The organism is Olleya sp. YS, assembly GCF_029760915.1.
In the GTDB taxonomy this organism is placed as follows: domain Bacteria; phylum Bacteroidota; class Bacteroidia; order Flavobacteriales; family Flavobacteriaceae; genus Olleya.
In genome coordinates, this window is the sequence record NZ_CP121685.1 from 1,774,142 (window position 1) to 1,796,260 (window position 22,119).

Sequence of the window (22,119 nt, forward strand, 5' to 3'; positions counted from 1 at the left end):
GTTAAAAATTGAAAGTTTTCAACGAAACGACTGCTTTATTAACAGATTAATTATTTTTGTTTAATGAAGGTTTTTAAACAGCTTTTAGATTTTTATATAAATAGCAGTATTCACGTTGCTTTAGCTGTCTATGCATTGACTTGGATTACTTTAATAAAGTTCAACATAAATTACGATGAAACGATATTATATTTTAATTTTTATGCGACTATAACTGGCTACAATTTTGTAAAATATTTTGGCGTTGCAAAATGGCATCATCGTAGTTTGGCAAAATGGTTGAAAATAATTCAAGTATTCTCATTGGTATGTTTTTTATTGATGTGCTACTATACCTATAAATTAGAATTAAAAACACTAGTAGTAATTGCAGGATTTGGAGTAGTTACTTTTTTATATGCCATACCCTTTTTGCCTAAAAATTGGTATCTAGATACACAACAAAACCTGAGAGACATTAGTGGTCTCAAAGTATATGTTATTGCTTTAGTCTGGTCTGGCGTAACCGTTGCTTTACCTTTGATTAATAATAAGGTTAATTTTAATGCAGACGCTGTATTAATGGTGTTGCAAAACTTTATTCTTGTGATTGTTTTAATGTTACCTTTTGAAATTAGAGATTTGCGTTATGACAGTTTAAAATTGGCGACTATACCTCAAAAAATTGGAGTGAGGCATACTAAAATATTAGGTTTAATTTTGTTGTTGGTTTTTTATTTGCTAGAGTACTTTAAAGATGACACACTTACAAATTATTATCTAATACAATTGGTAGTTTGTATAATTTTAGGATTGTTTTTGATATTTTCTAATCAAAAAAGAAGTACATATTACACCACCTTTTGGGTTGAAGCTATCCCAATTTTTTGGTTGTTACTGATGTTTTTTTAACTCATTGTTAAAAGAAGATTTTAATTTTTCTTTTTCAATTGGTGTTAAGGTTTTTGACTTAATTTTATTAATTAATAAAGTCAATTTTGTATTAGTAATGGTATGTTGTTTACACACTTTACAAATAAAAAGATGAAACTTAAATTTTACTTTTTCCCAAGAAGATGCTTCTTGATATTGTGCTTTATTGCAGATATGTCTTGATTCCTCACAAGAAATCATAAATTTACTTAACATAATTAAAACCAGTTTTTTTCTAAACAACTTGCCATAGCTACACGTGCTCTGTGAATGATTACCCAAAGGTTAGACGCTGTAATTTCTAATTCATTACAAATTGTTTCGGTTTCGTAATTTAAAATGGTTTTCATCTCAAATATTTTAGCTTGTTTTTTTGGAAGTTTTGATAAACAATTATCAATTGCATCTGCTAATTCTGTGTTTTCTATTTGGTCTTCTGCAGTTTTATCAAAAGGGTCTGCAACGCGTTGTTCTAACCAATCACCTTCAGTTTCCGAATCGCTATTATAAGACATTCTAACTTCTGCTTTTCCTTTATTAGAGTTAGTTTTGCGGTAGTGGTCAATAATTTTTCTTTTTAATATAGACACTAACCACGTACGTTCGCTAGCTTCACCTTTAAAGTTTTTCATACTATTTAAGCCAGCTAAAAAGGTTTCGGAGATTAGATCTTGTGCTTTAACTCTGTCATTAACACGCGTAATTGTGTAATTAAAGAGGTAGTCACTATACAAATCTATCCATTGGTTTGGATCAATTTTATGGTTGGACATAAACGTTTGGTTTTCTTTTTCAAAATCAAAAATAAACTAAAAAAACGAATAATCAATTGACCTAAGTCACTACCCTTTTTTACAGCTAATAATGTAGTACCCAAAACTTTTCATGTGCAAGCCAGATAGTAAAGCATAAAAACTGCCTTTTAGATTGTGTAAGCTTTCCTTTTTAAAACCCTTTAATGTTATTAAGTTTTTTAAAAAGAATCCAATAATAGCAAAAGGCACGTGTAAAACTGATGGTGCTACTCTAAATGAAGCATCTTCAATTTTAATATTAGAAAAACCAACTTCTTTTAACTTTTTAATCATATTGTTTTTAGTTTCTAGACGTTCTAAACTCCAATGGTTGCATAGTTTTTTATAAGCATATTTACTACCGTAACATAATTTACTCTCTTCTTTTTTTAAAAATGCATCTGCAATAACCAGTTGTCCTGTTGGTTTTAAAATGCGGAATGCTTCTTTTAAAGAATTTATATTGTGTCCAGAATGACAAAAACTTTCAATAGCTAAAGCAGAATCAAAACTGTTAGATTTAAAGGACGTATTGTTATAGTTTTCTTTTAGAATACTTCCTTTTAAACCCTTAAGTAATTCATTACCTTTTTGTACTTGAAAGTCAGACAGCGTGACGCCAAAAGCACTTAGGTTTTTGTGTTTTTTAATGGCGTAACGCATAGATCCTCCCATACCACATCCCATATCTAGTAAGGTTGACAGTTTGTTTCCATAATTAAAACGACTAATAACTTGATTAGTCATTTGGTTAAGCATAGAATCTCTTTTAAACGGATTGGTTTTAAAAGGAATAAAATAACCAAAGTGCATATTAAAATCTTTACTCCAAAACTCATAGTCTTCAGTTGCTTCGTTATAGAAATCAACCATTTCTATTTTATTTTTTTCTGAATGCTGAATTTGTGTTATTGTCGAAGTCTCCATGATGCTAAAGATTTAAAAATTGATAAATATTTATGCTAAACAGCCAAGTATATATAATTGCAAAAAAGGTGAACAAGCTGTTCATAAAGTAGCTACCAATCTTAAACAATTTCTTTTTAGGGATGTCATACATAGGATAATAAGCAATTTGAGTGGCTACTTTACCAACCCAATAAGCGCATATTAAACCTGTAATAGCTATTGCTAATTCTGTATGGTTTTGTAGTTGATCAGGAAGTAAAATAGCGATAAGTCCAAAAGAAAAATTTAAACCTTGTATATACCTTCCATAGGTTTTAGCAATTTCCTGATTTAATGGTTTTAATTGCTTAACGTCATTATACCAGTCAAAAACTTGATGCCTTATATAAGGATAAATTAAAGCGGTAAAAATTTGACCGCATCCTCCAAGGATGATTAGCCAGTTTGGGATTTGATAGTTCATGATTTATATATTTTAAATAGTTATCTCTTTTTTAATTTTAAGATTCTCATTTGTTGTTTTTATCATAACATCAACAAGAGAAGTTATATATAGATTAAGAAAAGCTAGCAGTACAGAAACAATCATCATTATTAGAAAAAGACCATCGTTACTTGGTAAAAAAGACGTGTACATAAAGAAAAATCCAATAAGAATAACTGTTGTAGTAATGCAATACACAGAAAGTAGATTATAAATTTCTTTAGTTATTTTTTTCTCATTAGCTATCATAACCATTGCCATTATTATTTGAACAATTCCTAAAGGAATTAAAAAAAGTAAGCCCAAATAAATGGTGAACCCTAGAATAATATTAATAATGATTAAGGTTTTGTTGATGTTGTATAAGTTTTTCATAATTATTATTTGTATTAAACTTTCAGAAAATATTGAAATATAAGTTTAAATTTTTTATTTGAATAATTTAAGTAAAGACTTAGTAATCCAGTTTTGTTTTTGATTAACTAATTTATTAATCATAGAATCCATAGTCTCGGTTAACTCGTGTAATGCTTTGGTTTGTTTAATTAGTTCTTTAGTTTTTTCGGTTCCATCGTCTTTAATAGAAGAGACTTCATCTAAAATTTTTACTACAGGTTTTATTTCTCTTCTGCTACGCTCAACAGCAACAATACGTGCTAATTCTTGTACGTCTTTTTCGGTTGTAAAAAATTCTTTACGTTCTCCAGCTACTAATGTTTTGGAGACAATTCCCCAATCCATGAGCTGTCTTAAATTCATACTTGTATTACCTCTAGATATTTTAAGTTCTTCCATGATATCTTCCATAGATAGAGGTTTTGTGGATATAAAAAGCAAAGCTTGTATTTGCGCCATAGCTTTGTTTATGCCCCAAAGTGAGCCTAAACTTCCCCATGTACTAATAAATTTATTTTTTGCTTCTTGGTATTCCATGACACAAAGATATATATTATTTTTAAACTTTCAATAATTATTGAAAGTTTAATTTTAATAATTAAAATCGATTAATTTACTTTTAGTTATGGATTATAGTCTAGAGGTAAGGCGTCTCCTAACTTTTCATAAGACCAATAGCCTTCATATGACACATCAAGAGGGTTTAATAACACGCCTGATGGTTTTAAAATGATATTCTTAGCTAACGGAATTATTGATGAGGTTTGTGGTAAAGGCTGTCTTTTAGTGCTAGACTTGCCCATTTTAAGGTAGCCTGCTTCCTCTTTTTCTTTGGCATATACTATAATTAAATTGTCTTCAAATTTAAGATGTATTATATTATTTTTCTTGTTAATTATGTCTCTAGTTTTAATATTAGATCTATATAAATAATCTGTAAACTTTTGTGGTTTTTCAACATTTGATTGCCCATTAGAATGTGAAACTCGTTTAAATTGATGTACTGTAAAACCCTCTTTGTCAAGAGTGTTATCTATTGCAGATTTAAAAAAATGTCTAATAGAACCATTATACGCTTTTAGTCTATTTTTTTTCCACATTTTTTGCTCATTATCACTACCTTCTAATGGTTGATATCTTGTATATCCAACATAGGTAACAGAGTTGTTTTGTTTTACAAAACTTTCCAACTCGAAGACTATTAAGTAGCCTAAACCTCTATGCTCTATTTGTAGTGGTTCTCTAGCACTAGCTATTAAGATTTTTTGTCTTTTATCAAAATCAAACTGTAATATTTTTGGGTTTAAAATCTTGCAATCTTTTGATAATTTTGTAAAGCCTATGAATTCTTTTTTAAAAACAGAAAGATTATAATACCATTCTTTGTCATAAATAGTTTTTTCAATTATAACTTCGTCTAGTATGTTTCTATCTTCTAATAGAGTAAAAATTAATGGATTTTTGTAAGTAGTAGTGTTTAACTTGTAATTTATTTTTTTGTATCCTAGATAAGAGATTATTAATTGGTGTTGTCCTTCTTTAACAGTAATTTCAAATTCACCTTTAGCATTAGACGTAGTTCCAACCATTGAGTTGTTTATATAAACATTTACGTACTCTAAAGGACCATTACTATCATTAACTGTTCCAGAAATAGTAATTTGTGCTATTGATGAAAATGAAGTGAGAATAAATATGAATAACCATCGAATTTTCATATTTAAAATTAAACAAATAAAATCAATTTTATAATTATTAATATCTAATTACAGTTAATTAATCAGTCCTGCACGTTTTAGTAACGCCTCAGGTTTAGGTTCCTGACCTCTAAAACGTTTGTAAAGTGTCATTGGGTTATCTGTTCCACCTTGAGATAATACATGATCTTTAAATTTTGTAGCTACTAGTTTGTTAAAAATACCTTGTTCCTTAAAATACTCAAATGCATCTGCATCCAATACTTCTGCCCATTTGTAGCTATAATATCCTGATGAGTAACCTCCTTGAAATATGTGTGCAAAAGCCGTACTCATACAGTTGCCTTCAACATCTGGATAAAGTCGAGTACCTTTAAATGCTTCATTTTCATGAGCTTTGACATCTGTAATAGTCGTAGGGTTTGTGCCATGCCAACTCATGTCTAACAACCCAAAGCTAATTTGTCTTAAGGTTTGCATACCTTCATGGAAGCTGGCACTTTCTTTAATTTTTTTGACCAGTTCCATAGGTATCACTTCATCAGTTTTATAATGCTTTGCAAATAACTCTAACGCTTCCTTTTCGTAACACCAGTTTTCTAAAATTTGGCTTGGTAATTCCACAAAATCCCAGTACACACTGGTTCCTGATAAGCTAGGATAATTAGTATTGGCAAGCATACCATGTAAAGCATGCCCAAATTCGTGAAACAAAGTGGTCACTTCATTAAAGGTTAATAAAGACGGTTTGCTTTTTGTAGGTTTTGTAAAATTACACACTATCGAAACGTGTGGACGTTCTTGGATACCATCTTTAACGTACTGTGGTTTATAAGACGTCATCCAAGCACCATTACGTTTTCCAGCTCTTGGAAAAAAGTCTGCGTAGAATATAGAAACAAGTTTATTATTGTCGTCTAAAACTTCATAAGTCATGATATCTTCATGATATTTATCTATAGTATCTATGCTTTTAAATTGAAGTCCAAATAATTTATTTGCTACTTGAAATGCACCATCAATCACTTTTTCTAATTGAAAATATGGTTTTAATTTTTCGTCATCTAAATTAAATAATTGTTGCTTCAATTTTTCAGAATAGTAAGCCGAATCCCATTTCTCTAACTGTTTAATTCCATCTAACGTTTTAGCAAAATTTTGAAGGTTTGCAAACTCACGTTCTGCTGCTGGTTTTGCTTTATCCAACAACTCATTTAAAAACGAGGTAACTTTTTCTGGTGTTTCAGCCATACGCTCTTCTAGTACAAAATGGGCATGCGTTTTATAGCCTAACAATTGGGCTCTTTGGTATCGTAGTTTAGCAATATTTATAACATTTTTTTGATTATCCAATGTATCGTTATTAAATCCTTTACTACCAAAAGCTAAAGCTAGTTTTTTACGTAATGCTCTATTATCTGCATAGGTCATAAATGGAATGTAACTTGGATAATCTAACGTGATTAACCAACCTTCTTTTTGTTTTGATTCTGCTAATTGCTTTGCAGCTTCTATAGCACCTTCAGGCAAACCTGATAAGTCAGCTTCGTCTGTGATTAGCATTTCAAACGCATTGGTTTCTGCTAAAATATTTTCGCCAAACTTTAATTTTAAAGTTGCTAATTGTTTGTCTATATCTCTAAGTTGTTGTTTTTTATCCTCTGGTAAATTAGCACCATTTCTGGAAAAGCTTTTGTATTTTTTATCTAACAACGTGTTTTGTTCTGTATTTAAATCAAACTCGATTTTGTTATCATAAACGTGTTTAACACGTTCAAATAAACCTTCATTTAGAGTTATGTCATTTCCAAATTCTGTTAAAATAGGAGAGATTTCTTGAGCGATTTTTTGAATCTCATCATTTGTTTCTGCAGAATTTAAATTAAAAAAGATACTAGTTACACGATCCAATTGCAATCCTGAATATTCTAATGCTTCAATAGTGTTTTTAAATGTAGCTGATTCAGTATTATTTACTATAGCGTCTATTTCTTTTTTAGTTTGTTCAATAAGTTCTAAAACTGCAGGCTTAAAGCTCTCATTTTTAATAGATTGAAAAGGTGCAGTGTTAAATTTTGTGTTAAAATTGTATAAAAGTGGATTCATTATAACGTTGTAGTAGTGTTTAGATGTTAAAATTAGCATTTTAATTGCATACTAATTATTTAAATGACTATTTTTGTACTGATTTTTTCCCGTGAGTTGGTTACTCACATAAAAATTATTGATTAATAGCGATAAAAAGCCTCAGACAAGTCTGAGGCTTTTTTTGTGTGTAATGTTGTTTTTAATCGATGATAACGAACACTTTATCTAATATTTGAATTATTTGATAGTTGTAAATGCGGTTTTGTTTGAAAAGTAACGTTTTTGCATCTGTTTTTTTGATGTGAGTAACATACTCATATAATAGAAAATAATAGCGATGGAAGCCTCAAACTTTGGTTTGGGGCTTTTTTCGTTCGCAAATATGTAGATTATCGATTATTGATGCATTTTATCGAAATCACACAGTTTGTTCTATTCGAATAATAGAATTTAATTTCTAAATAAGACTTTTGACGTAGTTTTTTTGATGTGAGAATACACTCTCATATATAGAACGATTAATAGCGATTGAAAGCCTCAACTGTGTTGGGGCTTTCTTAATTTATGATATTAGCTATTTTAAATCTTTAGCAGCATTTTCGACTTTAAGCTTTAAGCCTTCCTTATACGTTACTATTTTGTCTAAAACACATTGGTCTGAAACACCAATAATTTGAGCTGCCAAAATCCCAGCATTTTTTGCACCATTAAGTGCTACAGTAGCTACAGGAACACCTCCAGGCATTTGTAAAATTGATAAAACAGAGTCCCAACCATCTATAGAGTTACTACTTTTTACAGGTACACCTATTACTGGAAGTGGACTTAATGAAGCTACCATTCCTGGTAAATGTGCAGCACCACCAGCACCAGCAACTATGACTTTAATATCACGTTTGTGTGCATTTTTGCTAAAATCAAATAGTTTTTCGGGTGTACGATGCGCAGATACAATATCAACCTCTACTTCAATATCAAATCCTTTTAAAATATCTATAGCGTCTTGCATAACTGGCATGTCGCTAATACTTCCCATGATTACTGCTACTTTACTCATTTTATTTGCTTATTACTTTAATACTATTCTTAACCTCTTCTGCAATTTGTCTTGCTGTATCTAAATCTTCATTAACTATGGTAACATGTCCCATTTTTCTAAAAGGGCGAGTATCTTTTTTACCGTATATATGTGGTGTCACACCTTCCATAGCCATTATGGTTTCAATGTTTTTGTATATAACAGGACCTGTGTGATTTTCTGCTCCTACAAGATTTACCATAATTCCGCCAACTTTATTTTTGGTGTTTCCTAAAGGTAACCCTAAAATGGCTCTAATGTGTTGCTCAAATTGTGATGTGTAACTTGCTTCTATGGTTTGATGACCAGAATTATGAGGTCTTGGAGCGACCTCATTTATTAATATTTGGTCGTCTTCTGTTTGAAATAATTCTACAGCTAATAACCCAATATGATTGTAAGCTTCAGATGTTTTTATAGCCACTTCTTGTACTTTTAAAGCCACTTCAGGACTAATTCTAGCAGGACAAATGACATATTCTACTTGATTGGCTTCAGGATGAAATTCCATTTCTACCACAGGATAGGTTTTAGTTTCGCCTGTACTGCTTCTAGCCACAATGACTGCTAATTCATTTTTAAATGGTATGAGTTGCTCTGCAATACATTCGCCCTTAGGCAAATCGTTTAAATCAGATAATTGTCTTACTATTTTTACACCATTACCATCGTAACCAAATTGTGTAGCTTTCCAAACAAAAGGTAAGCTTAATCCACCATTATCAATTGCGTCTTCAATTTCAGACAAATAAGCAAATCTACTAAAAGGTGCAGTAGGTAAATTATGGTCTAAATAAAATAATTTTTGAGTGGCTTTATTTTGAATACGACGTAATGTTTTGGCAGATGGATAAACTTTTACGCCTTCTTTTTCTAGTTTTTCTAAAGCTTGAACATTAACATTTTCAATTTCGATAGTTAAAACATCCACGAGTTTACCAAAATTGTAAACAGTATCAAAATCCATTAAATCACCTTTAACAAATTTATTACAGGCTAATCGGCTAGGTGCTTCTTCACTACTGTCTAAAACACAAGTGTAAATATCAAATTTTCTAGTGTTGTACAGTAACATTTTACCTAACTGTCCACCACCAAGGATACCTAATTTAAAGTCTGAAGAAAAATAATTCATTGGTCACAAAACTTGTTAGCAACAAAAATACATTTTAAAACCAAATTACCACTTAAAAATCGAATTCAAATATCTAATAAGCGCTTGTAAATAGTTATATTTGCGCTTTAAAATTATCTAATGCAAACTATTACGCTTCACGACAAACAATTTAAGTCATTTATTTCTGAAGAAGAGATTGATGCTGCTGTGTCCAAAATGGCAGAACAAGTAGCAAAAGATTTAGGTGATGAAGTACCTGTTTTTGTGGGTATTTTAAATGGGTCTTTTATGTTGGTTAGTGATTTTGTTAAAAAGTACCCTAAGCCATGCGAAGTTACTTTTATTAAATTAGCATCTTATGAAGGTGTTAAATCTACAGAAGATATCCAACGCTTAATAGGATTAACACAAGACTTAAGTGGACGTACAGTTGTGATTCTTGAAGATATTATAGATACTGGGAACACATTACATGAAGTGCATCGTATTTTTAAAAATGAAAACGTCAAACAACTGCTTATTGCAACATTGTTTTACAAGCCAGAAGCTTACAAAAAAGATTTTAAATTACATTATGTTGGTATAGAAATACCTAATAAATTCATTGTTGGTTATGGATTAGACTACGATGGGTTAGGACGAGATTTACCAGCAGTTTACCAATTAAAAACAACACAACACATGACTAATTTAGTGCTATTTGGACCTCCAGGTGCAGGTAAAGGAACGCAAGCTAATTTTTTAAAGGAAAAGTACGACTTAGTGCATATCTCTACAGGAGATGTTTTTAGATATAATATTAAAAACGAAACTGCTTTAGGTACGCTTGCTAAATCTTACATGGATAAAGGACATTTAGTACCAGATCAAGTAACTATAGATATGTTGGAAGCAGAAGTAGAACGCAACGCAGGAGCTAAAGGCTTTATATTTGATGGTTTTCCAAGGAATGAGACACAAGCCAAAGCGTTAGATAAAATTATGGACGCTAAAGATTCGCAGATTAATGCTATGATAGCTCTAGAAGTTGAAGATGAAGTGTTAGTCCAACGTTTATTAGAAAGAGGAAAAACAAGCGGTAGAAAGGATGATTCTGACGAAGCAATTATCAGAAACAGGATACAAGTATACTATAACGAAACAGCTGTTTTGAAAGACTTTTATGCTGCACAAAATAAATATTACGGAGTAGATGGTATTGGTAGTATTGAAGAGATTACAAAGCGCTTACATCAAGTAATAGATAAACTATAACATTTGTTGTAGAGTATAAGAGTGAGCAATTTTTCACTTTTCACTTTTAATTTAAAATAATGACAGAGGGTAATTTTGTTGACTACGTAAAAATGCATGTCTCTTCCGGAAATGGAGGAAAGGGATCTGTACACTTACATCGTGAAAAGTTTATCACAAAAGGTGGACCAGATGGAGGAGATGGTGGACGTGGTGGGCACGTTATTTTAAGAGGAAACTCTAACCTTTGGACATTATTACACCTTAAGTTTAAACGTCATGTGCGTGCTGGACATGGAGAACATGGTAGTAAAAGCAGAAGCTCTGGAGCAGATGGTGAAGATATGTATATGGATGTGCCATTAGGAACAGTAGTTAGAGATACTGAAACTAATGAAATACTGTTTGAAATTACAGAAGATGGTGAAGAGCGTATTGTAGCAGAAGGTGGTAAAGGAGGATTAGGAAACTGGCATTTTAAAAGCTCTACCAATCAAACACCTCGTTATGCACAACCAGGTTTGCCTCTTGAAGAAAAATTTATAACATTAGAACTTAAAGTTTTAGCAGATGTTGGTTTAGTTGGTTTTCCTAATGCTGGAAAGTCTACGTTGTTATCAGTAGTAACTTCTGCTAAACCTAAAATAGCAGATTACGAGTTTACTACACTAAAACCAAACTTAGGTATTGTAAAATATCGTGATTTTAAGACGTTTGTAATGGCAGATATACCTGGAATTATAGAAGGAGCTGCAGAAGGTAAAGGTCTTGGTTATTACTTTTTACGTCACATAGAGCGTAACTCTATTTTACTGTTTATGATTCCTGCAGACGCAAAAGATATTAAAGAACAATATGATATTTTGTTAGATGAATTGCGTCGTTATAACCCAGAAATGTTGGATAAGGATAGGTTAATCGCAATTTCTAAATCCGATATGTTGGATGACGAGCTAAAAGCTGAAATGAAAGCAGAACTAGACCAAAGTCTACCCATACCATATTTATTTATTTCAAGTGTGGCGCAACAAGGATTAACCGAGTTGAAAGATGCACTCTGGAAAATGTTAAACTAAAAGCGAGTCTTAATCCAATCACTAATTAGTTTCAGCGCATTAGTGGAGAAGGTTTCTTCTAATGTTGTATACTCACTAGTTAATCCAGTTTTAGCGGTTTGGAACAAGTGATTTAAATTTTCTAATTTTTTTATAGTTACATCTTTGTTTTTAGCAGTTTTAAGATGTGCTTCTATTGCAGGTAAATTAATTTCATGTAATACTTGAAAATCTTTAGTTCCGTTTAATGCTAAAACAGGACAAGTTGTTTTTTCTAGATATGGTTTTGGGTCTAACCTAATAAACTCAATAAACCAAGGGATAGAATAAGTGTCTATCATTTGCTTTTTTGCAACTGGATTTAAAATAAATGCTACAGTTTTATTGTCTTTATTTTTTTCTTGGTATTTATTAATAAAGGTTTCAATCTTAGTTCGGATACTATAATTTTTTTCTTCAAGTATAATTCTGTAAAAATTAGAATTTAATTCAAGTTGAATGTTTATAGCTTCCTCAGTAAGTCCTATTGATTTTAAAATTTTTTTATTTTGAGTTTCTAATAGTTGATCACCTCTTACTCCTGGTGCAGCAAGCATTACAATAAAAGCAACATCAATATTTTTTGAGGCTACCATTGGTGCAATAATACCACCTTCACTATGACCAATTAAACCAATTTTTGATTGGTCTATATCTGTTCTAGTTTTTAAATACTTTATGCCAGCTTCTACATCTGACGCTAAATCATAAGTAGTTGCGTTTCTAATATCTCCTGTAGATTTACCAACACCTCTTTCATCAAAACGTAAAACAGCTATTCCGTTATTGGTTAAGTAGTCTGCAATAACCCAAAATGGTTTATGTCCAGCAATATTACAATCTCTATCATGAGCGCCAGAACCGTTTATTAAAATGACTACTGCTGGATTTTTTACTTCTTTAGGTAAGGTTAAAGTACCTGAGAGTAAAACACTATCTGCATCTTTATTTGAATAAGTTACCTCTTCAATTGTATAGTTAAAAGGTGCTTTTGGTGTTTGGGGCTTTTCGGTTTGAGAGAATAATAATCCAGAATACATAAGAATTAAAATAACTGTAATATTTATTGAAGTTTTCATAATAATTAGTTTAATTTTTTATATTCTAAGTAGGAATGTAACAGTGGAATAATAGTTAAAATAATTACAATAACTAAAAATAAGGTTGCTGCAGTTTCATTTTTAAAAATCAACCCTACAAAAACAATTAATAAGCCACCAGCAAACCATAATTTGCTTCCTAGTTGGTGTGTTTTTTTCCATACAGTTTCATTTTCTAAAGTCCATGGTGTTCTTATTCCAATAAAATAGTTAGGTTTAACGGTTTTCATATAATTACCTAAAAAGGTAAATAATAAACCTATTAAAATATATATAACATTTGGATTAGAAAGACTTTGTGATTTTGCACTGTGTATAATATATAAAGCTAAAATAGACATAAACAAAACCAAGAAAAACTTAAGTTGATTATACTTTTTACCCATAGTTGCAATCTTTTTTTTAGGGTCTATTTTAGGTACAACGGTCATAATAACATATACTAAAACTGGCAATAGTAAGGTAATTAGCCATAAGGTTGACTTATTACCGTAACCATCAATTTCTCCACTAGCATTCCAATGTGTTGGCACGGTTTCTGGCAAACTATTATAGATATAGCCCAAATAAATTAATGGTAATACAATTATTATTAATAGCGGAAGTTCTTTTTTAAAATTCATAATCCTATTTTTTTAAGGTTATTATCCATTGTAAAATATCTTCTAAAATTGTCGTGTTGATAGAGTACACCACAAACTGACCTTTTTTTTCACTAGTTACCAAATCTGCTTGCCTTAAAATATCTAAGTGATGTGATATACTAGGTTTAGTAATATTAAAAGCATTAGCAATATCACCAGCAGAGAGATCCTTTTCTTTAAGTAACTCTAAGATTTCACGTCTTGTGTTATCATTTAAGGCTTTGAATAACGCATTCATCTATTTAGGTATTTAGACAAATATCTAAATATTATTTTAAAATCACAAAAAAGACTTCCAAATATTTGAAAGCCTTTAAACTATTTTTACTATTAATCTATTGTAATAACGATTTATATTTGTCTTTATAACCATAAAGTACTACAATATTTAGTACAAGTAATATTAATGATCCTGCAATCGTAGCTGGTTCTAACGTGGCGTGAAATAATACTGCACATACAGAAATACTCATTAGTATTAGCGCCAATAAAGCCCCAAATTTGTTAAAAATTAATCCTATTCCTGCTATAATTTCTACTATTGCAACAAGGGTCATTGTTTTTGTTGCAGTTAAAGCTCCAAAATAGTTACCAGCAGCTTCGCTCATTTCTCCCATATCTATAAAATGAAAAAACTTGTTAAGCCCAAAAAATAGGACAAAAGCACCTAGTAATATTCTAAGTACCATAAATACTTTTGAATTCATAATTTATTGATTTTAAGTTAGTAACACTAAATATATAAAATATATTCCATGTAAACTAATTGCTTGGATAGTAAATGGTTTATTTAATAATAAAACCACCTTTTCTAATAGAATAGGTGGTTTTATATACTTTAAAGTTTTTTATCATTCTACAGTAATTCGTACACCTTCGCTATGACTACTAAATTCTGGAGCATACATACTTTGAATAGTAGTAATACCATTGCTCATATTACCAGCACTGTTGACACGTAAATCGTATTCAAATACATAAATACCTTTTGGTAAATAGTCAAAAAAGAAGTTTGTTGATGCATCTTTAGTTGCTTCGTAATAGCCAAGACCATCTTGATATTTATATTGACTTAACACGTTTATAGGCTCTAATCCTGCTGCACGCATATCTTTCATGTGGATAAATTCCATTGCTCTGTCGCATCTTAATTCGATACGTACTCTAATTAAATCGCCAACCTTTAGTTTGGTGTTTTTGGTTATTGCAGAGATTTCTTCACCTGTATCAGTATTGGTTTTTAAGTATAATTGCTTCTTCAGTTTAAGTGGTGTTTCTGCAGAAGTGATTTTATCTAAATCCTCAAAATACTGCCAGTATAAAGCTGCCCAAGCAATACCTTCTCCTTTTTTGGTTAATGTAACATCTGCCATTTTTGGAGTGATGTCAGAACCTGACCAAGATGTTTTGTAGTATCCTGTTCCAGCTTCCACTTTGACATCTTCTAAAGTAGCAGGAGTTATTTTTTCACCACCTAAAACCACATCAACCATATCTGTCACACTCAACCAATCACTACCTTGTAATAATAATGCATACACTGCTTCTGTAGTAGCTTTAGTGGTTTTCCATCGGTTAGTTTGTTTGTTTTTAAGTAACCAGATTTTTAGGTTGTCGATATCTTCAAGATTTTTCGTTTCACTCTGAAATCCTTTACCAACTTCTGCAAACGCTTCAATCATTAGTGCTTGAGTCTCGATTGATGCTTGATGCCAATAGTAAGAATTAGTGTTTTCTTTCCAATACATACCCAATTCTTCAGACGTAATACTATTTTCTTTTAAAGATTTTAATATTGCATTTGCAGTTGTAGTATCATTATTTCTACTCATAATTAAAGTCATCATACCTTTTGCATATAATGGACGTTTTAACCAATAGTTTCTAATTTGCGATAAGTAGTATTTGTGAATTTCTTGTTGCTTTTTAGATTGTTTAAACTCCGGAAAAAAGCTTCGCATATATAAATAATGCAATTGCGTGTAACTTAGATGGTCTTTGGTGTAATCTACGTCATTAGTATACTTAGTTAAGTCGTTATATTCTTTTTCAAACTCATTATCTAAATAGTCTAGAGCGTCTACTACCATATCCATAATATCTCCATCTTTATCACTAATTACGTTTAGTTGTTTTAGATGTCCAAAACCAGTAATAATGTGCTGTGTGATGTAACGGTTAGCTCTGTAATCTCCAAACCAAGACCATCCACCATCAGACATTTGGTTATTTTTAAGTTTGCGTTTGGCACGATTTAATTCGCTAGTCATTTTATTTAAATCAAATAATAATGCGATTCGTTTTTTCTGTTCGGTTTCTGACTGCGCATCGCGTAACCAAGGAGTTTCCTGAATTAAAATGGACTTTAATTCTTCATTTTTTTCAAGATTGCTTAGTAGCGCATCACTGTTTTTCCATTGGTTAAACACCTCTTTAATGCGTGGATTACTATTAACAATATGACTGGCTAGACTATTAGCATAAAATCTGCTAAAGGTTTGCTCGTTACACTCATATGGATATTCCATTAAATATGGTAACGCTTGTACTGCATACCAAGCTGGATTGCTGGTCATCTCTAAGGTTAATTTGTGGTGTTTTAAAGTTGAAGAACTTGTAGTCTTTAACTTATCTAAAGTGAAGGTTCTAGTTTCGTTACTTTTAATCCACATTGGTAAGGTTTCTGTCACTAACATACGGTTAGTTAACACAGGTAATGCGTTTTGTTCTCCATCACTAAAATCGCCTGATTTTGCTAAAATTTTATACTGAATAGCTTGAACGTCATCTGGAATACTAATTTTCCAAGACACTTCAGTATTGCCTTTAGCTTTAACCATAAAATTAGCAACTTGATCTTTGTATTTCTTTTTTAATTCATTAGAAGCAGTTGTTAATTTTAATAATCTAGATGTTACATCTTTATTAGTTATTGGGTCAGTCAGAATTAATTTAGCTTGACCAGACATTATTTTGTCTGTAAGATTAGATATTTTAGTGCTAATTACAATATCATCTCCTTGACGTAAAAAACGAGGCGTATTTGGCAACACCATGAGGTCTTTTTGAGTAACTGTTTGTAATGTACTTTTTGCATAATTACCTTGTTGGTTATGCGCAAACAAATTAAGATTCCATCTGGTTAAAGCTTCTGGTGTTGTAAAATTAAAAGATACATTACCATTTTTATCAGTTGCTAATTGCGGAAAGAAAAAGGCTGTTTCTTGCAAATTGGTTCTAGCTTTGACTTGAGAGAAGTCTTCTTTTGCTCCCCTTTTAGTAGTGATTATTACGACTCCGTTTGCACCTTTTACTCCATATGACGCAGTAGCTTCATCTCCTTTTAATACTGATATTTCTTGTATGTCGTCTGGATTAATTGATTTTATATCGCTAACTATGACTCCATCAACAACATACAATGGATTTGATAAATCGCTAATTGAAGCAGCTCCTCTAATTACAACTTTTTTAGAATCGTTTTCTACTTGTACTCCTGCTACACTTCCTTGTAAAAAACTGGCTTCCATTGGAGCTTCCGCTTCTAAATCATCCATTACAACTGACTTAGATTCTATTCTCGATCTTTTTTTAGTTCCATAACCAGAAATAACCACTTCATCTAAATTAGTATCTGGATTTAAACTAATATTAATAACATTATCAGCACCAACAGTTTTTTCAAGTGTTTCATAACCTACATAACTAAATTGTAATATATCTCCAGCACTAGCTTTTATTAAATAGTTACCATCAAAGTCTGTAGATGTTCCTTCTGAAGTGCCTTTAACCATTACATTTCCAGTCGGAAGAGGTAATCCGTTTTCATCAGTTACGGTTCCTGTTACAAAGCCTTTTTTAACGCTACCATCATAAGCGGTTCTTATTCTGTCTACTTTTAATCTGTTAATGTATTGTTGATAGACCCAGCTATTATTATTCATAGTAAAGCCAAACCAATTAAACTGATCAAAGCTTTTTAGATTGTTAAAACTAGTGTAGTTGTAAGGTCTATTAACTCTAAAGTAAGTGGTTCCAAAACTATTACCATCACCTCTTCTGTAAGACGCATAGTAACTACGTGGTGTAAAGTTGGAGTAGTTCCAGTTATGTGATTTAAATTCGTCCAAAGACGCATCATACATACTTGCTAAAAACTCGGATGCTATTTTTTCGCCTTTTGTGCCTTTAATTTTAAAGCTCCACGTTTCGTCTTTACCTGGTTGCAGTTTGTCCCTAAAGGTTAGGGTTTCAATCTCTAAATCGGTTTTAGGATATGGTACCTGTATAGTCATACTACCACCTTGATAACTATTAAAAGCAGCTAAACTATAATGGATACCAAAACCTCCTAAATCACCTTCCTCAACAGGAATTGAGATTGTTTTTTTGTTTTCATTTAAAGTTATGACGTAGTTTTTTTCGATTTGGTAATCGCGTTCTACACTTACTGTCACTGTTAGGTTTTTTGCAGCAGTTGCTAAAGTTAAGACGACTTTATCTCCAACCTCGTAACTAGATTTGTCTGTAGTAATACTAAATAATTGTTGGTCTGCAAGTGTGTTGTCTTTATCAGAAAACAACATAGTTTTTGCTTTGTCTTTGACTTCTTGACCAAATTTATCTGTAGTTTCTAACTCGATTATATACGCTCCAGACAACCATTTTTTGATGTTTTTTAAGTCGATGGTTTTGGATTGTTCTGTGTCAAACGTTTTAGTTAATACCAAGTCGCCTTTTTCCCAATTTTCAGGATTGTCCTCATTAGTATAGGCATCATGAGGGAAGAAACTTTTAAAGTCGTTTTTAGTAAACCCAGGATAATCTGGAGCAGCCCAAGGACGTTTACGTAATACAGTATTTGGAGCTTGCAGTTTATAAATATTGAGTGTTCCTTTTGCTGGTACAAATTGACCATTTAGGTTTTGTGTGGTAATAGTTATTTGGTGGTCTTTTTCCGTCTTATCTATTACTGGTTTAATACCAATAGTAGCAGTTAACGCATGATACCCAACTCTGACTATGGTTGAAGTACTTCTAGTTTCGCCATTAATGTCTGTGACATCTGCTGTGACCTCGTAACTAAAAATAGGTAAGCCAGATTTGTCTACGGTTTCATCAGGAATGGCTTTAAAAACAACCTCATAGTTTCCATCAGCATCAGTTGTGGTTTCGCCATGTGTGATTTCTTGAGAATCTACATTATAATAGCTTGGTCTGTACCATCTGTACCACACTGGATATTGTACATTTCTTACCACACGATACACCACTTTTGCATCTGTAATTTTACTGCCTGCAAACGCAATAGCTTCACCTTTTACAGTTACACTATCGTTAACTTTAAAGGTTTCTGTTATTGGATTAAAATTAGTTTCAAATTTTGGACGTTTATATTCCTCTACAGAAATAGACGTATTTCCATACAAGTTATTGTTACTAATTCTTATGTTGAAGGTACCTGTCAGACCATCATTTGGTAACATAAACTCGCCAGAAACAGATCCAAAGTCGTTGGTTGTTAGGTTTAACGAACTTACTTTTTCGCCATTTGTGTTATATAAAACCACATTCACTTTTTTATTTGCAATAACTTCGGTTTTATTATTCTTATTTTTTAAAGCAATTGCTTTAAAATAAACGGTTTGCGATGGTCTGTAAATACTACGATCGGTAAAAATAAACGCACGATAGTTAGTGTCGTTATCCTCATGATTTCTGTAATAATTATTGATATAGTAATTACCAAAATACCCAATATCAGATTTGGTTTTAATGGTTAAAGCCACGTTATTACGCTTGTAACTTTTGTTTTTAGATATAGCGATAATACCTTTAGAATCCGTTGTTGTGGTAACAGTATTGATTATTTCGTTTCTATACATATAATCAATATCTACTTTAGCATTTGGTAGTGGTTGACCATTATTACGGTTAATAACTTGATAAAAGACTTGATTTTCATCCTGAAAATTAACAATAGCAATATTGGTAACTTGTGTTAAGGCAGTTGCAAAAAAGTTGTCGTCTAAATCGGTAGACTGTCCAACAATTAGATATAAACCATTATCCAAATTTGGCACTAAAACTTCGGTAGTATGTCGTTGGTAATCGTTGTCGTTTTTTAGAGAAGAAGTCCATGATTTTTCAACCTTTAGCTTGTCTATAAACGCTTTTTTCTCATCCTCTTTATAAATTTTCGTGAAGGCATCTCGTTGCTTTTTGGTAATTTTATGGGCTTCAAACTTAAGTTGTTCGACATTTTTGTAACCTATTAAAAAGCGCGATTGGGTGTTAATTGGTACAAACTGCTCAGCAGTTATGGTTAAACTAGGTTGTAAAATTTGCGATTGTAACGCAGTACATAAACCAGCACCTTTACTATCTGGAAAGTCTGTTATAACCTGTTTGCACAAGTCTAAAGCGTCTTTTATTTTAAATCTTACCTCAGGATTAGTCTCTTTGTTATAAGCTTGACCTTGTGTATTATATAGCGTAGCAATTTTAAAATTGTACAACCCAGAGACTTCGTGTGTGTTGTGTTTTTCGGCTTCAGCCTGAAGTGCTTTTAAGTAAATATCTTCCTTATTTTCAAAAGTAGCATTGAAATACACGTAGTCTAAACGCTCTGTATTGACTTCGGTTAAGGCATACGGTTCTTTATCTTTTAAATGAAATTGAATTAAACCCTGATAAACTTTCAAAGCTTGTAATTGCAATGATGTCGAGTCTTTAGACGTGATGTTTATCTTAGAAAATGCTTCTGAAGCGGATAAATACTCAGGATTATCTATCAAAAATTTATAAGCAGGTTGCGTGATACTGTTTTCTGAGGTTTTATAAAATTCTAATGCATTATGACTTAAAAAATCGAATAACGTTGGTCTATACACTTCAGAATCTCTTCCTTTTGTAATGATCTCGTCAAACTGATTAATGGACGTTTGCTGTAACAACAATCCATTTTGCAACGAGTTGTCAAAATAAAGTTTAATCTCTGCAAATAAAGTTTCTAAATCCCAAGTTCTAAAATCTATGTTATCCGCTTTCTCTTCAGTTTTTGTACGGTTGTAAAATTTATATCTGTTTTGCTGAAAATATTGCCAATATAAGGTCGCCAACATATTTTCTAATACGTTTTTTGTTGGTGCTTTACTTGTAGTAATTTCAGCTTTAAAGTCGTTAATAATACTTAGTTGTGCATCTTCTTCAAGGAGTAATGCAAACTTGCTTTTAAATAATAAAACTTTAATACGTTGTTCGTTATTATCCTCTGCTATAGCTTTAGCCTCAATAGTTTTAACAACTTCCAATGCACTTTTTGGTAAACCGTTAATTTCGTGCGTCTCAACGTTATTCCATAGTTTGGAATAGTTATTGGTTTGAGAGTAGGATGTTGCAAATAATAATATCATTAAAAAAGTGGACAGATGCTTCATGTTATTAATTTTTTTAAGCAATATAGTTTAGTTTTAAAACCAACTAAAGCATAAATGCGTAAAGTAAACGTTTCAATGAGGGAAGCGTTGTGGATTTAAAGTTAAGTAAAATTTAACCATATAAATCAAAAACAATACCAAGAGAATACTATTTTTGTAAACCTTTATAATTCAAGATGAAAACATTTTTATTAGTTTTAATTTTCCCAATTTTTGTTATAGCTCAAACATCTGTGCAAAAAGGAAAAACGTTTTTAGAGAGTAAACAATTTAGTAAAGCCGAAAAAGAATTAAAGTTGTTTGTAGACAATAATTCTGATAATTTGGAAGCTATAGAATTGTTGGGTGATGCTTATGGACACCAAAAAAAATGGGATGAAGCTGCTACAGCATATAAAAGGTTAGTTAAAGCAAAACCTAATAATGCTAATTACCATTATAAATTAGGTGGTGCTCTAGGGATGAAAGCCTTATCAGTTAGTAAAATATCTGCTTTAGGCATTATTGGAGATGTAAAATCGTCATTTTTAAAAGCTGCAGAATTAGATCCAAATCATATTGAAGCACGTTGGGCTTTAGTAGAATTATATATGCAATTACCAGGTATTATTGGAGGTAGTAAAAAAACGTCCCTTAAATATGCTAACCAATTAGAAAACCTATCTAAAGTTGATGGGTATTTAGCTAAAGGTTATATTTATGAATATGATGACGAACCAGAATTAGCAGAAGAGTACTATTTAAAAGCGATTAAAGTTGGTGGTTCTTTAACCTGTTATGAAAAGCTAACTGAATTGTATACCAAAGAAGACCAGCCAGACAAAGCAGTTGCTAATATGGAAGCTGCACAAATCAAGCATCAACGTAACAGTTTGCATTATCAAATAGGTAAGGTATGTGCAGATTATAACGTACAATTAGATAAAGGTGAGCGATGCTTGAAAGTATATATCCAAAACTACTCTGCTAAAGATGGTGTTCCAAAAGCTTGGGCTAATTACCGCTTAGCACAAATCTATAAACACAAAAAAGATAGCACTAATGCGCTTAAGTATATTAACTTAGCCATAAGTGAGTTGCCAGATATTGAAGTGTTTAAAGACTTTAAGGACGATTTGTAGTATCTCACAAAAA

19 protein-coding genes are annotated in these 22,119 nt (G+C 31.5%); 4 read left to right on the forward strand and 15 right to left on the reverse strand.

The annotated features are described in order from the left end of the window. Positions 1–63: 63 nt before the first annotated feature. The gene (locus tag Ollyesu_RS08060) at positions 64–891 is read left to right on the forward strand and encodes a hypothetical protein (RefSeq protein WP_279300725.1); all 828 of its coding nucleotides are present in this window, start codon (positions 64–66) and stop codon (positions 889–891) included. Here Ollyesu_RS08060 and Ollyesu_RS08065 read toward each other — a convergent pair. The 10 genes from Ollyesu_RS08065 to Ollyesu_RS08110 all read right to left on the reverse strand — a co-directional run bounded on the left by Ollyesu_RS08065 (position 874) and on the right by Ollyesu_RS08110 (position 9,493). Further along, positions 874–1,128, reverse strand: coding sequence for a hypothetical protein (locus tag Ollyesu_RS08065; RefSeq protein ID WP_279300726.1), 255 nt, complete (start codon positions 1,126–1,128; stop codon positions 874–876). The genes Ollyesu_RS08060 and Ollyesu_RS08065 overlap by 18 nt on opposite strands. A 2-nt stretch (positions 1,129–1,130) precedes the next feature. Continuing rightward, positions 1,131–1,685 (reverse strand): sigma-70 family RNA polymerase sigma factor, encoded by a 555-nt coding sequence (locus Ollyesu_RS08070; RefSeq protein ID WP_279300727.1) that lies wholly within the window; start codon positions 1,683–1,685, stop codon positions 1,131–1,133. Positions 1,686–1,754: 69 nt separating this feature from the next. Beyond that, positions 1,755–2,633 (reverse strand): methyltransferase domain-containing protein, encoded by an 879-nt coding sequence (locus tag Ollyesu_RS08075; RefSeq protein WP_279300728.1) that lies wholly within the window; start codon positions 2,631–2,633, stop codon positions 1,755–1,757. Between the two features lie 4 nt (positions 2,634–2,637). Beyond that, on the reverse strand, positions 2,638–3,078 hold the full coding sequence (locus Ollyesu_RS08080; RefSeq protein ID WP_279300729.1) for a hypothetical protein: 441 nt from the start codon (positions 3,076–3,078) through the stop codon (positions 2,638–2,640). A gap of 12 nt (positions 3,079–3,090) precedes the next feature. Beyond that, positions 3,091–3,474, reverse strand: a complete 384-nt coding sequence (locus Ollyesu_RS08085; RefSeq protein WP_279300730.1) for a hypothetical protein — start codon at positions 3,472–3,474, stop codon at positions 3,091–3,093. Positions 3,475–3,528: 54 nt separating this feature from the next. Further along, complete coding sequence (locus tag Ollyesu_RS08090) at positions 3,529–4,032, reverse strand: MarR family transcriptional regulator (protein ID WP_279300731.1); 504 nt, start codon at positions 4,030–4,032, stop codon at positions 3,529–3,531. An 86-nt stretch (positions 4,033–4,118) separates the two neighbouring features. Next, positions 4,119–5,213 carry a carboxypeptidase-like regulatory domain-containing protein gene (locus tag Ollyesu_RS08095; RefSeq protein ID WP_279300732.1) on the reverse strand — a complete coding sequence of 365 codons (1,095 nt, stop codon included), beginning with the start codon at positions 5,211–5,213 and terminating at the stop codon, positions 4,119–4,121. A gap of 54 nt (positions 5,214–5,267) precedes the next feature. Then, positions 5,268–7,298 carry a M3 family metallopeptidase gene (locus tag Ollyesu_RS08100; protein ID WP_279300733.1) on the reverse strand — a complete coding sequence of 677 codons (2,031 nt, stop codon included), beginning with the start codon at positions 7,296–7,298 and terminating at the stop codon, positions 5,268–5,270. A gap of 556 nt (positions 7,299–7,854) precedes the next feature. Next, positions 7,855–8,337 carry a 5-(carboxyamino)imidazole ribonucleotide mutase gene (purE, locus tag Ollyesu_RS08105; protein WP_279300734.1) on the reverse strand — a complete coding sequence of 161 codons (483 nt, stop codon included), beginning with the start codon at positions 8,335–8,337 and terminating at the stop codon, positions 7,855–7,857. A 1-nt stretch (position 8,338) separates the two neighbouring features. Further along, entirely contained in the window at positions 8,339–9,493 is a 1,155-nt protein-coding gene (locus Ollyesu_RS08110) for a 5-(carboxyamino)imidazole ribonucleotide synthase (RefSeq protein ID WP_279300735.1), read from the reverse strand. Positions 9,494–9,613: 120 nt separating this feature from the next. Here Ollyesu_RS08110 and Ollyesu_RS08115 point away from each other — a divergent pair, with 120 nt between their 5' ends. After that, positions 9,614–10,729: an adenylate kinase gene (locus Ollyesu_RS08115; RefSeq protein WP_279300736.1), complete on the forward strand. Its 1,116-nt coding sequence runs from the start codon at positions 9,614–9,616 to the stop codon at positions 10,727–10,729. A gap of 59 nt (positions 10,730–10,788) precedes the next feature. Continuing rightward, on the forward strand, positions 10,789–11,784 hold the full coding sequence (obgE, locus tag Ollyesu_RS08120) for a GTPase ObgE (RefSeq protein ID WP_279300737.1): 996 nt from the start codon (positions 10,789–10,791) through the stop codon (positions 11,782–11,784). Here obgE and Ollyesu_RS08125 read toward each other — a convergent pair. The 5 genes from Ollyesu_RS08125 to Ollyesu_RS08145 all read right to left on the reverse strand — a co-directional run bounded on the left by Ollyesu_RS08125 (position 11,781) and on the right by Ollyesu_RS08145 (position 20,985). After that, entirely contained in the window at positions 11,781–12,881 is a 1,101-nt protein-coding gene (locus tag Ollyesu_RS08125; protein WP_279300738.1) for an alpha/beta fold hydrolase, read from the reverse strand. The two genes, obgE and Ollyesu_RS08125, sit on opposite strands and share 4 nt — an antisense overlap. Positions 12,882–12,886: 5 nt before the next feature. Beyond that, entirely contained in the window at positions 12,887–13,525 is a 639-nt protein-coding gene (locus tag Ollyesu_RS08130; protein WP_279300739.1) for an SdpI family protein, read from the reverse strand. Positions 13,526–13,529: 4 nt separating this feature from the next. Further along, the gene (locus Ollyesu_RS08135) at positions 13,530–13,784 is read right to left on the reverse strand and encodes an autorepressor SdpR family transcription factor (RefSeq protein WP_279300740.1); all 255 of its coding nucleotides are present in this window, start codon (positions 13,782–13,784) and stop codon (positions 13,530–13,532) included. 97 nt (positions 13,785–13,881) lie between these two features. Then, positions 13,882–14,253: a DoxX family membrane protein gene (locus tag Ollyesu_RS08140; protein WP_279300741.1), complete on the reverse strand. Its 372-nt coding sequence runs from the start codon at positions 14,251–14,253 to the stop codon at positions 13,882–13,884. A gap of 144 nt (positions 14,254–14,397) precedes the next feature. Further along, positions 14,398–20,985 carry an MG2 domain-containing protein gene (locus Ollyesu_RS08145; RefSeq protein WP_279300742.1) on the reverse strand — a complete coding sequence of 2,196 codons (6,588 nt, stop codon included), beginning with the start codon at positions 20,983–20,985 and terminating at the stop codon, positions 14,398–14,400. Between the two features lie 176 nt (positions 20,986–21,161). On the opposite strand from Ollyesu_RS08145, the gene Ollyesu_RS08150 reads away from it, so the two are divergent. Next, entirely contained in the window at positions 21,162–22,106 is a 945-nt protein-coding gene (locus Ollyesu_RS08150; RefSeq protein ID WP_279300743.1) for a tetratricopeptide repeat protein, read from the forward strand. Positions 22,107–22,119: the final 13 nt, after the last annotated feature.

What these genes read in the sequence shown, in the direction of transcription:
- Ollyesu_RS08060 (WP_279300725.1), top strand. Translation starts at nt 64, where the DNA reads ATGAAGGTTTTTAAACAGCTTTTAGATTTTTATATAAATAGCAGTATT.
- Ollyesu_RS08065 (WP_279300726.1), bottom strand. Translation starts at nt 1,128, where the DNA reads ATGTTAAGTAAATTTATGATTTCTTGTGAGGAATCAAGACATATCTGC.
- Ollyesu_RS08070 (WP_279300727.1), bottom strand. Translation starts at nt 1,685, where the DNA reads ATGTCCAACCATAAAATTGATCCAAACCAATGGATAGATTTGTATAGT.
- Ollyesu_RS08075 (WP_279300728.1), bottom strand. Translation starts at nt 2,633, where the DNA reads ATGGAGACTTCGACAATAACACAAATTCAGCATTCAGAAAAAAATAAA.
- Ollyesu_RS08080 (WP_279300729.1), bottom strand. Translation starts at nt 3,078, where the DNA reads ATGAACTATCAAATCCCAAACTGGCTAATCATCCTTGGAGGATGCGGT.
- Ollyesu_RS08085 (WP_279300730.1), bottom strand. Translation starts at nt 3,474, where the DNA reads ATGAAAAACTTATACAACATCAACAAAACCTTAATCATTATTAATATT.
- Ollyesu_RS08090 (WP_279300731.1), bottom strand. Translation starts at nt 4,032, where the DNA reads ATGGAATACCAAGAAGCAAAAAATAAATTTATTAGTACATGGGGAAGT.
- Ollyesu_RS08095 (WP_279300732.1), bottom strand. Translation starts at nt 5,213, where the DNA reads ATGAAAATTCGATGGTTATTCATATTTATTCTCACTTCATTTTCATCA.
- Ollyesu_RS08100 (WP_279300733.1), bottom strand. Translation starts at nt 7,298, where the DNA reads ATGAATCCACTTTTATACAATTTTAACACAAAATTTAACACTGCACCT.
- purE (WP_279300734.1), bottom strand. Translation starts at nt 8,337, where the DNA reads ATGAGTAAAGTAGCAGTAATCATGGGAAGTATTAGCGACATGCCAGTT.
- Ollyesu_RS08110 (WP_279300735.1), bottom strand. Translation starts at nt 9,493, where the DNA reads ATGAATTATTTTTCTTCAGACTTTAAATTAGGTATCCTTGGTGGTGGA.
- Ollyesu_RS08115 (WP_279300736.1), top strand. Translation starts at nt 9,614, where the DNA reads ATGCAAACTATTACGCTTCACGACAAACAATTTAAGTCATTTATTTCT.
- obgE (WP_279300737.1), top strand. Translation starts at nt 10,789, where the DNA reads ATGACAGAGGGTAATTTTGTTGACTACGTAAAAATGCATGTCTCTTCC.
- Ollyesu_RS08125 (WP_279300738.1), bottom strand. Translation starts at nt 12,881, where the DNA reads ATGAAAACTTCAATAAATATTACAGTTATTTTAATTCTTATGTATTCT.
- Ollyesu_RS08130 (WP_279300739.1), bottom strand. Translation starts at nt 13,525, where the DNA reads ATGAATTTTAAAAAAGAACTTCCGCTATTAATAATAATTGTATTACCA.
- Ollyesu_RS08135 (WP_279300740.1), bottom strand. Translation starts at nt 13,784, where the DNA reads ATGAATGCGTTATTCAAAGCCTTAAATGATAACACAAGACGTGAAATC.
- Ollyesu_RS08140 (WP_279300741.1), bottom strand. Translation starts at nt 14,253, where the DNA reads ATGAATTCAAAAGTATTTATGGTACTTAGAATATTACTAGGTGCTTTT.
- Ollyesu_RS08145 (WP_279300742.1), bottom strand. Translation starts at nt 20,985, where the DNA reads ATGAAGCATCTGTCCACTTTTTTAATGATATTATTATTTGCAACATCC.
- Ollyesu_RS08150 (WP_279300743.1), top strand. Translation starts at nt 21,162, where the DNA reads ATGAAAACATTTTTATTAGTTTTAATTTTCCCAATTTTTGTTATAGCT.